The sequence below is a fragment of the Serratia sp. H1w genome (genome assembly GCF_000633355.1).
Lineage (GTDB): Bacteria > Pseudomonadota > Gammaproteobacteria > Enterobacterales > Enterobacteriaceae > Chania.
This window is the reverse complement of record NZ_AYMQ01000021.1, coordinates 1-12,853: the sequence shown is the minus strand read 5'-3', so window position 1 is coordinate 12,853 and position 12,853 is coordinate 1. Positions and strand designations below refer to the sequence as shown.

The following is a 12,853-nucleotide window of genomic DNA, read 5'->3' as shown; positions in this document are numbered from 1 at the left end:
TTATTTTACAAAAAGTGGAATGACTCGCATTTAAGCTCGGGAGAGGCACCCGATAAGTCTTTCTGTGGCCGAACAAATTTATTCGCGCACCGCCCCATGAAGATCAAGCACCAGCCCTTATCAGGTGAGTAAGATTAGTCAGCAGGCTCACTTTCCGTTACTATTCGGCGGTTTTTTGAGTCAATGAGGCCGTAGCAAATGGCAACCACGCTATTTAAAGATTTTCAGTTTGAAGCCGCACACCACCTGCCAAACGTACCGGAGGGCCATAAATGCGGCCGTCTGCACGGGCATTCGTTCATGGTGCGTATCGAAGTTACCGGGGAAGTGGATGCCCACACCGGCTGGGTGATGGATTTTGCCGAGCTGAAGGCCGCCTTCAAGCCTATCTGGCAGCGCCTGGACCACTATAATCTGAACGACATCCCTGGCCTGGAGAATCCGACCAGCGAAGTGCTTGCCGCCTGGATTTGGCAGCAGTTGAAACCGCAACTGCCAGAGCTGTCGGCGGTGATGGTTAAAGAGACCTGTACCGCTGGCTGCGTATATAAAGGTTAATAGATGAAGGGGTTTGGCCAAGTGCGATTCCCCTCACCCTAACCCTCTCCCCAAGGAGAGGGAACCGATCGAGTTCGCTGATATTTCCCACATTTTCTGGAGCAAATCTGGGGTGAGGGGCCAATCTCAGGCGATATTCAGATACTTGTGCGTCTGCATCGAAAGCCGCCAGTTGCGGGCAATACAGGTTTCAATACATAGCCGCGTCGCCTCTTCCTTTTGGCTAATCGGCTGCAAGGCGATAATCCGCTGTTTTTCGTCATGCAACGTCGCCAGCAACTCATCCAACGCCTCGATATCACGCTCCCGCCCAATCGGATGTTTGATCTCATCGGCCCGCATCAGCGCCTGTTCTACCACCTTCAAGCCACCGCGCATATTCACTTTGGGTGAAACGGTTACCCAGGTATTGGGGGTGCAGAGGATTTCATGGGTACCGCTGGTTTCGATCTGGCAGCCGAAGCCCGCATTCTCAAACAGCTTGGTCATCGGGATCAGATCGTAGATGCACGGCTCCCCGCCGGTGATCACGATATGGCGTGCGGTATAGCCCTGCTGCTCGATCACCGCCAGTAGTTGCTCTGCGCTGGCACTGCCCCAGGCATCGCTCTCGGCAGTTTTCACCAGGATGCGTTGCATATCCACTTCCCGATCGGCGTCCTTTTCCCAGGTGTGTTTGGTGTCGCACCAGCTGCATCCCACCGGGCAACCCTGTAGACGAATAAAAATGGCTGGAACGCCGGTGAAATAGCCTTCGCCCTGCAAGGTCTGGAACATCTCGTTAATCGGGTACTGCATCGCTTTCTCAATTTCGAAGGGGAAAGCAGCATTATCGCAGATCCCTCCCTGGCGGCCAAACCGGGAAAATTGTATGAAATCTTTTCCCGCTGCCAACAGCCAGCAGCTTTCTCCGGCTAACCCGCTAATAGGTGACGTTTATTGCAGACTTAACGCAAATGACTGATGTTATCCACCACGAAAAACAAACATACAATTAACAAATAATTTAAAATCATTTGACACAAACCGTGACAGTGACGCAGATGTATAGACAGGCAGGCACAAGTCGGGCGCAGTTCCGACGATCCATCCATCAGCATCTTATCTGCGTTTAGAGGGGATTATGGCTCACTCCACCGAGTTGAATATTCAGCAGGCTATCGACGACAGCAAGTTTTCGCTGTTTCACTGGACCCTGATCATCCTGGGTTTCCTGATCCTGGCGATCGACGGTTACGATACGGCGGCGATGGGCTACATCGCCCCTTCGGTGGCCAAAGACTGGGGGATCGTCAAACAGGATCTGGGGCCAGTATTAAGCGCAGCGCTGCTGGGCCTTTCGTTGGGCGCCCTGATTGCCGGGCCGATTTCCGACCGCGTTGGCCGTAAGCGGGTGCTGGTGTTCTCCTGTCTGTTCTTTGGCCTTTCCAGCCTGGCCACCGCCTACGCGGGGTCACTCAATAGCCTGACGCTATGGCGCTTCCTCACCGGACTTGGGCTGGGTGCCGCCATGCCCAATGCCATCACGCTGATCTCCGAATACGCCCCGCAGCGTTGCCGATCGCTGGCCATCAACACCATGTACTGTGGATTTCCGTTAGGAGCGGCTGGCGGTGGCGCCATCTCTTCCTGGCTGATCCCCGCTTATGGCTGGCACAGCGTGCTGCTGCTGGGGGCCATTGCCCCGCTGTTGCTCACCATTCTGTTGATCCTGCTGTTGCCGGAATCGGTGAAATACATGGTGAACCGTGGTCATGATGCGGCAAAAATCAAACAGATTGCCCAACACTTTATCAGCCACAATATCAGCCATATCACCCGCTTCTACCTGTATGAAGACAAGCTGGCCTTGTCGAAAACCAGCGTCGGCTTGCTGTTCAGCCGCCCCTACCTGGTGGGGACATTGATGCTGTGGCTAACCTACTTTATGGGGTTGGTGATCTACTACGTATTGCTGAGCTGGATGCCGTTATTGATGCAGGGTCTGGGATATCAGCTTGAGCAGTCGGCGATCTTGACTTCGCTGTTCACCTTTGGCGGTACGCTGGGGATCCTGATGGCCGGTTGGTTGATGGACCGCTGGAATGCCCACAAAGTGGTGGCCACCGGCTTTGCCATCAGCGCCCTGCTGATTGTGGCGATGGCCACAGAGGATAGCCAGATCGTGCTGCTCGGTGCCTTTATTTTCCTGATGGGCATCACCATGAACGGCGCGCAATCCGGCCTGCAAACCCTGGCGGCGACCTACTACCCAACGCATAGCCGCGCAACCGGTATTGCCTGGATGCAGGGGATTGGCCGCTTTGGCGGCGTAGCTGGCACCATGATGGCGGCTCAGCTATTAGCGATGGAGTGGCAGGTGCAGAGTATTTTGCTGTTCCTGGCGATCCCTGCGCTGTTGGCCAGCCTGGCTACGGTGTTCAAGATGACACGTTCGAGCGCACTGCAACCCGTTCACTAACTTACTGATTTAATTAGCGGGCGTTGCTTATCGGGCGCAGCATGCAGCGCCCCTACGTCCCCGGTAATACGTTTTTTTTATCGATCCCGCCAAGTTGTAATCCATATGTAAAATTATTGTGATTTATCGCTCAAAAATGACACTATTTTAATTCATTTTTGTAGCACAGCTCACTGTTTTACCGCCTCCGGCTAATGACGTTAAGCTGAAAAACAAAATTAACTAACTGATTTAAAACAAAAATAACTTTTGCTTATGCCATTTTTCTCAAATCGTCATCGCTGTTGCATATGCTTGTACATACAAGTATATGTTAATAAACCCTGCTCATTGTTATGGCCTGTGTTTTCGCCATGAGATGAGACTTGTACCGATACCGTTTGAGGAACTAGCTGTGACTGCAAATAACAAAGTTCGCCATGTTGATATTCGCGCGCCCCGCGGCACACAATTAACGGCCAAAAGCTGGCTGACCGAAGCGCCGCTGCGCATGCTGATGAACAACCTCGATCCTGAAGTGGCTGAAAATCCACACGAACTGGTGGTCTATGGCGGTATCGGCCGCGCAGCCCGTGATTGGGACTGTTACGACAAGATTGTTGCCACCCTCAAAACTCTGGAAGACGACGAAACCTTGCTGGTGCAGTCCGGCAAGCCGGTCGGCGTATTCAAAACCCACAGTAACGCCCCGCGCGTGCTGATTGCCAACTCCAACCTGGTGCCTCACTGGGCCACCTGGGAACACTTTAACGAGCTGGATGCCAAGGGTCTGGCGATGTACGGCCAAATGACCGCAGGTAGCTGGATCTACATCGGCAGCCAAGGCATCGTGCAGGGCACTTACGAAACCTTCGTTGAAGCAGGCCGCCAACACTACGACGGCAGCCTGAAAGGCCGCTGGGTGCTGACCGCCGGGCTGGGTGGCATGGGTGGCGCACAGCCTCTGGCCGCAACCTTGGCCGGGGCCAGCTCGCTCAACATTGAATGCCAGCAAAGTCGTATCGATTTCCGTCTGAAAACCCGCTACGTCGATGAGCAGGCGACCGATCTGGATGACGCACTGGCGCGTCTGAAAAAATACTGCGCCGAAGGCAAAGCCATCTCGATCGCCCTGTGTGGCAACGCGGCAGAAATCCTGCCTGAACTGGTCAAGCGCGGCGTGCGCCCGGACATGGTCACCGACCAGACCAGTGCCCACGATCCGCTCAACGGTTACCTGCCAAAAGGCTGGAGCTGGGAAGAGTATCGCCGTCGTGCACAAACCGAACCTGCGGTGGTGGTGAAGGCTGCCAAGCAGTCGATGGCCGAACACGTCGAAGCCATGCTGGCCTTCCAGAAGATGGGCGTGCCAACCTTCGACTACGGCAACAACATCCGCCAGATGGCCAAAGAGATGGGCGTCACCAACGCCTTTGACTTCCCAGGCTTTGTGCCTGCCTATATTCGTCCGCTGTTCTGCCGTGGCGTCGGTCCGTTCCGTTGGGCTGCGCTGTCTGGCGATCCACAGGATATCTACAAGACCGACGCGATGGTCAAAGAGCTGATCCCGGACGATGAGCACCTGCACCGTTGGCTGGATATGGCGCGTGAGCGCATCAGCTTCCAGGGTCTGCCAGCGCGTATCTGCTGGGTCGGCCTGGGCCAACGCGCCAAGCTGGGTCTGGCATTCAACGAGATGGTACGCAGCGGCGAACTTTCTGCTCCGATCGTCATTGGCCGTGACCACTTGGACTCCGGCTCGGTCGCCAGCCCGAACCGCGAAACCGAATCAATGAAAGATGGCTCGGATGCCGTATCCGACTGGCCACTGCTCAATGCCCTGCTCAACACCGCCAGCGGCGCAACTTGGGTGTCTCTACACCACGGCGGCGGCGTCGGTATGGGCTTCTCCCAGCACTCCGGGATGGTGATCGTCTGTGACGGCACCGATGAAGCCGCCGAGCGTATCGCCCGCGTACTGCATAACGACCCGGCTACTGGCGTGATGCGCCATGCCGATGCGGGTTACGACATCGCCATCGACTGTGCTCGCGAGCAAGGTCTGAACCTGCCAATGGTTGCCGCTACTCAGGGAGACAAAGCATGAAAGCTCTGACTATCCGCCCAGGCAAGCTGACGCTGGCCGAACTGCGCCAGGTTTATCAACAACCAGTCACCCTGACGCTGGACGACAACGCCTATGGCCCGATCCAGCAGAGCGTATCCTGTGTGGAACGCATCGTGGAAGAGAACCGCACCACTTACGGCATCAATACCGGCTTTGGCCTGTTGGCCTCCACCCGTATCGCCCGTGAGGATTTGGAAAACCTGCAACGTTCCATCGTGCTGTCACATGCGGCCGGTGTCGGTGCGCCTACCGACGACAATCTGGTGCGCCTGATTATGGTGCTGAAGATTAACAGCCTGTCACGTGGCTTCTCCGGCATCCGTCTGGAAGTGATCCAGGCGCTGATGGCGCTGGTGAATGCCGAAGTGTATCCGCATATCCCGCTGAAAGGCTCCGTTGGCGCTTCCGGCGATCTGGCACCATTGGCACATATGAGTCTGGTGCTGCTGGGTGAAGGCAAAGCCCGTTATCAGGGCGAATGGTTACCAGCTACCGAAGCACTGGCCAAAGCGGGTCTGAAGCCGTTAACGCTGGCGGCGAAGGAAGGTTTGGCACTGCTGAACGGTACCCAGGTTTCCGCTGCCTTTGCACTGCGTGGCCTGTTTGATGCCGAAGACCTGTATGCCGCTGCCACCGTTACCGGCAGCCTGACCGTTGAGGCCGCTCTGGGTTCTCGTAGCCCGTTCGACCCGCGTATTCATGAAGTCCGTGGCCAGCGTGGCCAGATCGATGCCGCCGCCGCTTATCGCCACTTGCTTGGCACGCGTAGCGCGGTGTCTGATTCGCACGCCAACTGTGAGAAGGTGCAAGATCCTTACTCCCTGCGCTGCCAACCGCAAGTCATGGGTGCCTGCCTGACGCAGATCCGCCAGGCCGCAGAGGTGCTGGAAATTGAGGCCAACGCCGTTTCCGATAACCCGCTGGTATTTGCCGAACAGGGCGATGTGCTGTCCGGCGGCAACTTCCACGCCGAACCGGTAGCCATGGCCGCCGATAATCTGGCGCTGGCGTTCGCCGAAATCGGTTCACTCTCCGAGCGCCGTATCTCGTTGATGATGGATAAGCACATGTCGCAGCTACCCCCGTTCCTGGTGGATAACGGCGGAGTGAACTCCGGCTTTATGATCGCCCAGGTCACCGCCGCTGCGCTAACCAGCGAGAACAAGGCTCTGGCACACCCGGCCAGCGTAGACAGCATACCGACGTCTGCCAACCAGGAAGACCATGTCTCGATGGCACCGGCAGCGGGCCGCCGTCTGTGGGAAATGGCGGATAACGTGCGCGGCATTCTGGCCGTGGAATGGTTAGCGGCTTGCCAGGGGCTGGATCTGCGTAAAGGTCTGCAAACTACCGCAGGTCTGGAACAGGCACGCCACCTGCTGCGCGAGCACGTCGCCTACTACGATAAGGACCGGTTCTTCGCCCCCGATATCGAGGCGGTCAGCCAACTGTTAGCGGCAGGCCATCTGACCGCTCTGGTCCCTACCACCTTGTTACCTAGCCAGGCGTAACGCCTTTAAGCCGTGCCCCGTCAGTCTGGGGCACGCTTATTACCCTGCACAATTCGTCCTCTATCCCGCCTGGGTTCGTTCCCCCGGCGCGGATAGCGCTGCCTGTCCGACAACAACATGATTAAAACGGAGAAGCAACATGCGTAATGAGAAACCCCAGCTCCGGCGTGGCCTGAACGCGCGACATATCCGCTTTATGGCCCTCGGCTCGGCCATCGGCACCGGCCTGTTTTATGGCTCTGCCGGTGCGATCCAACTGGCTGGCCCGGCCGTGCTGCTTGCCTATCTGGTGGGCGGTGCGGCGGTATTTATGGTGATGCGAGCATTAGGGGAAATGGCGGTGCATCAGCCGGTCTCCGGCTCCTTTGGCCACTACGCCAGTCATTATCTCGGCCCGTTGGCCGGGTTCCTCACCGGTTGGACCTACACCTTTGAAATGGTGATCGTGGCGCTGGCCGACGTGACGGCCTTCGGTATCTATATGGGGCTATGGTTCCCGGACGTCGCGCAATGGGTCTGGGTGCTGAGCATCATTCTGTTTATTGGCGCGCTTAACCTGTGCAGCGTCAAAGTGTTTGGCGAGATGGAGTTCTGGCTGTCGCTGGTCAAGGTGGCCGCCATCGTGGCGATGATCATTGGCGGAGCCGCCGTAATGCTGTTCGGCTTCGGCGTCACGCAGGAAGCCACCGGTTTCAGCAACCTATGGCAGCACGGCGGATTTATGCCTAACGGCATCGGTGGCGTCATTGCCTCTCTGGCGGTGGTGATGTTTGCCTTCGGCGGCATCGAAATCATCGGTATCACCGCCAGCGAAGCCAAAGATCCTGCCAAAGTGCTGCCCAAGGCAATCAACGCCGTGCCCGTCCGTATCCTGTTGTTCTATGTGCTGACCCTGCTGGTGTTGATGTCGATCTACCCGTGGAACAGCATCGGCCAGAACGGCAGCCCGTTTGTCGAAATCTTCAGCCATATGGGCATCAGCTCGGCGGCTAACGTGTTGAACGTGGTGGTGATCACCGCCGCCATCTCCGCCATCAACAGCGATATCTTCGGCGCTGGCCGCATGATGTACGGCATGGCACAGGATGGCCAGGCACCGAAGGCCTTCACCAAGTTGACCGGTAACGGCGTGCCTTGGATGACCGTGCTGGTGATGTCCATCGCATTGCTGCTGGCCGTAGTGCTTAACTACCTGATCCCCAAACAGATCTTTATCATCATTGCCTCCATCGCGACCTTTGCCACGGTATGGGTCTGGCTGATGATCCTGCTGTCACAAATCGCCATGCGCCGTACGCTCACTAAAGATGAAGTGGCGAAGCTCGGCTTCCCGGTGCCTTGGTGGCCGGTCGCTCCCGCCTTGGCTACGGCGTTTATGGTCTTCGTGATCGGCCTGCTCGGTTACTTTGAGGAAAGCCGTATCGCGCTGTATGTCGGGCTAGTCTGGGTAGCCTTCCTGACGCTGGCTTATACGTTGTGGGTACGCAAAAAAGGTGGGGGTTCACCCGCCGTAGTCTCGACGCAAAGCCGGTAAAACCAGGCTCCCAGCCTTTAGTGTATGAGGCTGGGAGCCTGAACATCACCCTATCATGACCGTTTTCGGCTCCAGATAGGCGCTCATGCCCCACTTGCCCATTTCTCTCCCCAGCCCGGACTGTTTAAAACCGCCAAAGGGTGCTTTCGGTTCATGGGCTAGCGTGTTGATCAACACTCTTCCTGACTCAATTTGCCGTGCAACCGCAATGCACCGCTGGCGATCCTGGCCGATCACCATGGCGCTTAGACCGTAAGTGGTATCATTAGCAATGGCAATCGCTTCAGCTTCATCCCGGTACGGCAAGATAGTTAACACCGGGCCAAAAATTTCCTCGCGGGCAATACGCATCTGATTATTGGCATGACTAAAGAGGGTCGGTTTGACAAACCAGCCACGAGTTAAGCCTCCTGGGCGTTCCGGCCCTCCAGCCAGCAGAGTCGCGCCCTCCTCCAGCCCGAGGCGGATATATCCCTGTACTCGCTCCCACTGCTTGCGGCTGACCATCGGCCCAATGTCAGTGTCGGCCTCGCGGGGATCGCCGGACTTGATGTGAGCGATTGCCTCAACAGCGACCTTTTCAAATTCCGCCAGACGGTGATGAGGAACCAGAATGCGCGTCCCGGCAACACAAGCCTGACCACTGTTCATAAACCCGGCCTGCAGGATCATCTCGATCGCGGCGGGAAAATCGGCATCATCCAGCAATAGCGTCGGCGATTTGCCCCCCAGCTCCAGCGTGACACGCTTCATGGTATCGGCACCCGCAGCCACAATGTGTTTGCCCACCACCGTTGAACCGGTAAAGGAGATTTTCGCCACATCTGGATTGCGGGTCAGTTCCGCGCCAACTACATCGCCGCGTCCGTTGACAATATTGAACACGCCCGCCGGTAATCCGGCCTGATGCAGGGCTTCGGTGATAATCTGCGTCTGCATGGCACTCATTTCGCTGGGCTTGATCACTGCCGTACAGCCCGCCGCCAGTGCGGTGGCAAGCTTGTTGCAGATAAAGCCCGCGTCACTGTTCCAGGGCGTGATCAAACCGGCGACGCCTACTGGCGTCATCCATACCTGTGCAGCCCCTGCCTGCTCTTCAAATTCAAATGCGTCCAGTGCCGCAATGGCCTGTTCGATCACGCTGGTCGGATAGGTTGCCATCCAGCGGGAACGCACCGAGGGTGCACCATATTCGGTCACAATCGCCGCCATCAGCTCGTCCTCACGAGCCAGAACCGCCTGATGCATACGGCTCAACATGGCGATGCGTTCAGCCTTGGTAGTGCGTGACCAGGCAGGAAACGCCGCTTTGGCAGCCGCAATCGCCCGGCGGGTATCTTCCTCATCCCCCAGGCGAACACGCCCAATCACCTGCTCGGTGCTGGGATTATGCAAATCAAACCATTCATCACCATGAGGGGCCACAAATTCGCCGTTAATATAAATCTGTTCAATCTGCTGCATTTTCTGTCTCCACACTCACCATGAGCGAATACATGGCAGTATAGAGAGGCTTTATCATGCGGATAAGTAGGCTTATCATGCATGGCTTGTAGCGAAAATCAGGATAATCCATGCAACGTAGTGGGATCACCGAACTCGAAGTGGTATTAGCCGTGGCGCGTCACCGCAGCTTTCGTGCGGCGGCCCGTGAGCTGGGGATGTCCACTAGCGCCGTGAGCAGCGCGGTTGCCGGGTTGGAAGCCAGATTGCAGGCTCGGCTGTTCAATCGTTCCACCCGTAGCGTGGCGCTGACGGATGCAGGCCTGCGTTTCGTTGAACGCATCACTCCCGCGCTGGCCGAAATCCAGCGGGCTAGCGAAGAAGTGAGCGCAGAACCCGATGCGCCAAGCGGTACGCTGCGCATCAATGCGCCCCCAGAAACGGCGTTGATGCTTTTGGAGCCGCTGCTGGTGGAATACATGCGGCGTTATCCGCAGGTGAATATAGATATCGTTACCGAACCGCGTATGGTCGACATTGTGGCCGACGGCTTCGATGCCGGTATCCGCCTGGCCGAATCCGTGCCGCAGGATATGATCGCCGTGCCCCTAACCGCGGATATCCGCATGCTGATCGTCGCCAGCCCCGATTATCTGGCTCGCCACGGCACACCGCAGCAACCGGACGAGTTGTTACGGCACCAGGGGATCGGCATGCGCATGTCCCATGGCGGCATTTACCATTGGGAACTGGAGCGGGACGGGCGGAAATTGCAGGTGGATATGCCAGTACGCATCACGCTCAACGAGAGCCGGGCGATCCGTCAGGCGGCTTTGAACGGCGTGGGGCTGGCATTCATCGCAGAATGGTTTATTCGTGACGACGTGGCCAAAGGCGAGCTAATCCCGCTGCTGACAGCCTGGAGCCAACCCTTTGGCGGTCTCAGGCTGTATTATTCCGGGCGTCGTTATTTGCCTGCCCGACTGCGCGCGCTGATCGACCTGATCCATGAACACCGTGACAACGGTATCGTGATTGGCTAGTGGCCCGAAAGAGAATAATGGGTGTCAATCAAGGCCCAGCCCCCAGCGGCTGTGGAAGGGGAAGGCTTGCCATCAGGTGTCTGGTGGTAAGGCCGAGGTACGTAAACGCTGGCCGATGATTTGCAAGGTGCGCAGCACCAGCATCAATCCCAATAAGGTGTCCGGCTGGCGTAGCAGCGCATAAACCGCACGGTAGTTGGCCGCTGAGGTATTCATTTGCAGTTCGCTATGCGCCATCTTCAGCGCCATGCCGCCTTCCCAACCGGCGGCGACCACCCCTTCAAACACGCCAGCCAGTTTTTCCACCAGAGCGTTATCCGCAATGTCCGTCAGGTCAGACAGCAGTGAGAGCAGATCGACCACATTATCCAGCCTGCCGGTCGCCAGCAGCGGATCGAGCTTTGCCAACAGGGCCTCTAACGGCTGTGCTTGCGATGGGTCCATATTTCCTCCGTTCAAATCAGTCCACGCACGGAGGCCCAGTACAGGCCACGGTTAAACCCATTGCGCAGCATGCCGCCCAGCTTGGTGGCGGGGGTGGGTATCACGTCATGGCGATAGTCATACACCAGCGGCATACCGGCCTGTAGCCCCATTTGGGCAATGGCCTGTACCTTGCCGTCGTAATGGCTGTGAGGCTGACCCAGGCGCAGTTCCGCAACAATATTGTCGGCAATCACCGGGGCCTGGTTATGGCAGGAACCGCCCGCCTTGCTCACCGGCAGATCGACGGTATCGCCAATCACGTACACGCCCTGCTGCCCATAAACCTGTAGCGTCTGGTGATCGGTGGGGAGCCAGCCTTCGCCATTATTGATATCGCTCAGCCCGGTGTTACGCACCGCTTCCACCGCACGGATCGGCGGGGTGGCCATCAGAATGTCGAAGGGTTGTTCATCACCCTCGCTGGAATAGGCAATATGCCGTTCGCTATCAACTTTGCTCAGGGTAAAACCGCGCTGGTGTTTGATGTCACGGGCGGCAAAAATGCTGGGTAAAGCCTCGCCGGTGGGGCGTTGCAGGAATAGACAGTTACGCAGCAGCTGTGAAATGGTCGGGTAGGTATAGACAATTTCTACGTTGCTACGCACCCCGCGCCGCCGGAGATAATCGTCCAGCATCAGGGTCGTTTCTATCGGGGCAATGCCACATTGGTGCGGGACGTTAGGCGTTTGCGGGAATGACACGGTGATAAAAATGCGGCCTTTCTCGATGGTGGCCAGCTTTTGCGCCAATTGGCGCGCCGCCTGATATTGATAAAAGTGATCGCCGGCCTGGGCTAATCCCTCAATCTGTTCCGGCCAAGGTACACAACCGGTGGCAAACACTAAAAAATCATAGCTATATTTGTTCCCACTGCGGGTATAAATACAGCGCTGTGACAGGTCGAACTGTTCAGCCTTATCAACAATAAACTGTATTTCTGGCCGCAATAAGCTCTGCTGCGGCCGGGTTAATTCCTGTTTGAAAAAAGCATTAAAGGCGACATACATAAATGCGGGCTTGTAATAATGTACCGGGGAGTCGGAAATCATCATGATTTCAACCTGATTATTGATAACCTCCCGGTGGAGTTTGGCGGCCAACAGATTAGCCAGTATGGTCCCTCCCGTACCACCACCCACAATAATTATCCTACTTCGCATGCCAACCTCTCAGCCTGTATGCAATAAAGTACGATAGCCAATAGCATTATTCCACTGGCGCTAAGCGGCGTATTTTAGCAAGGGATGATGAGGCGTTTCCCTTGTAGATTTAAAAGTCTAGTCGTTAAATGCTATAAGGCAAAACAAAAAGGTTTATAAAAATAGGAATTTTATTACACCAGCGAAATCATGGCATTATATTGAATGAAGCACAACATTAATATCAGGGTAATTAATGAAATGCTATCAATTCAACATTGCAGCTATATCACATTCGAGGTTTTCACCTGCTAAGGCTTGGCGGTACACTCTTGCGAGACCGCATCCAGACCATAGCCCACCATCGCCATATACAGGCTAAAGTAGCGTTCTGCCATCATAATAAACGAGCTATTTAACTCAATCAGTACGTTATTTTTGGTGGTGAGCAAGCCCGATTTTTCCGCAGCCTGGAGGATGCGATTGATATGCGTGCGGGACACGGCGCTGAATCTGGCGATCTCCGCCGAGGATAACAACAGCATATGGGAATTGGGTCATGTATTCAATG

Annotated in this window: 11 protein-coding genes; 6 read left to right on the top strand and 5 right to left on the bottom strand. The window is 56.2% G+C overall.

The annotated features are described in order from the left end of the window. The first annotated feature begins 198 nt into the window (after positions 1-198). Entirely contained in the window at positions 199-558 is a 360-nt protein-coding gene (gene queD / locus U869_RS0104005) for a 6-carboxytetrahydropterin synthase QueD (protein ID WP_021179400.1), read from the top strand. A 126-nt stretch (positions 559-684) separates the two neighbouring features. Here queD and queE read toward each other — a convergent pair whose 3' ends face one another. Next, positions 685-1,356, bottom strand: coding sequence for a 7-carboxy-7-deazaguanine synthase QueE (queE, locus tag U869_RS0104000; protein ID WP_025122032.1), 672 nt, complete (start codon positions 1,354-1,356; stop codon positions 685-687). A 325-nt stretch (positions 1,357-1,681) separates the two neighbouring features. Between queE and U869_RS0103995 the strand changes: the two genes are divergently transcribed. From U869_RS0103995 to U869_RS0103980, 4 genes are all read left to right on the top strand, one after another. After that, on the top strand, positions 1,682-3,019 hold the full coding sequence (locus U869_RS0103995; protein WP_025122033.1) for an aromatic acid/H+ symport family MFS transporter: 1,338 nt from the start codon (positions 1,682-1,684) through the stop codon (positions 3,017-3,019). Positions 3,020-3,413: 394 nt separating this feature from the next. Continuing rightward, the gene (gene hutU / locus U869_RS0103990; protein WP_025122034.1) at positions 3,414-5,105 is read left to right on the top strand and encodes a urocanate hydratase; all 1,692 of its coding nucleotides are present in this window, start codon (positions 3,414-3,416) and stop codon (positions 5,103-5,105) included. After that, entirely contained in the window at positions 5,102-6,637 is a 1,536-nt protein-coding gene (hutH, locus tag U869_RS0103985; RefSeq protein ID WP_025122035.1) for a histidine ammonia-lyase, read from the top strand. Before hutU ends, hutH begins: the two co-directional genes overlap by 4 nt. A 139-nt stretch (positions 6,638-6,776) precedes the next feature. Continuing rightward, positions 6,777-8,171: an amino acid permease gene (locus U869_RS0103980; protein WP_025122036.1), complete on the top strand. Its 1,395-nt coding sequence runs from the start codon at positions 6,777-6,779 to the stop codon at positions 8,169-8,171. A gap of 45 nt (positions 8,172-8,216) precedes the next feature. Here the strand turns inward: U869_RS0103980 and U869_RS0103975 are convergent, their stop codons facing one another. Continuing rightward, positions 8,217-9,635 (bottom strand): aldehyde dehydrogenase family protein, encoded by a 1,419-nt coding sequence (locus tag U869_RS0103975; protein ID WP_025122037.1) that lies wholly within the window; start codon positions 9,633-9,635, stop codon positions 8,217-8,219. A 110-nt stretch (positions 9,636-9,745) separates the two neighbouring features. Here U869_RS0103975 and U869_RS0103970 point away from each other — a divergent pair, with 110 nt between their 5' ends. Next, positions 9,746-10,657, top strand: a complete 912-nt coding sequence (locus tag U869_RS0103970; RefSeq protein ID WP_025122038.1) for a LysR family transcriptional regulator — start codon at positions 9,746-9,748, stop codon at positions 10,655-10,657. 72 nt (positions 10,658-10,729) lie between these two features. Here U869_RS0103970 and U869_RS0103965 read toward each other — a convergent pair whose 3' ends face one another. The 3 genes from U869_RS0103965 to U869_RS0103955 form a co-directional block, all read right to left on the bottom strand. Next, positions 10,730-11,101 (bottom strand): hypothetical protein, encoded by a 372-nt coding sequence (locus tag U869_RS0103965; protein WP_025122039.1) that lies wholly within the window; start codon positions 11,099-11,101, stop codon positions 10,730-10,732. A gap of 11 nt (positions 11,102-11,112) precedes the next feature. Beyond that, a complete protein-coding gene (locus U869_RS0103960) occupies positions 11,113-12,303 on the bottom strand; it encodes an FAD/NAD(P)-binding oxidoreductase (RefSeq protein WP_025122040.1) in 1,191 nt (396 codons plus the stop codon). 290 nt (positions 12,304-12,593) lie between these two features. Beyond that, entirely contained in the window at positions 12,594-12,827 is a 234-nt protein-coding gene (locus U869_RS0103955) for a helix-turn-helix domain-containing protein (RefSeq protein ID WP_025122041.1), read from the bottom strand. Positions 12,828-12,853: the final 26 nt, after the last annotated feature.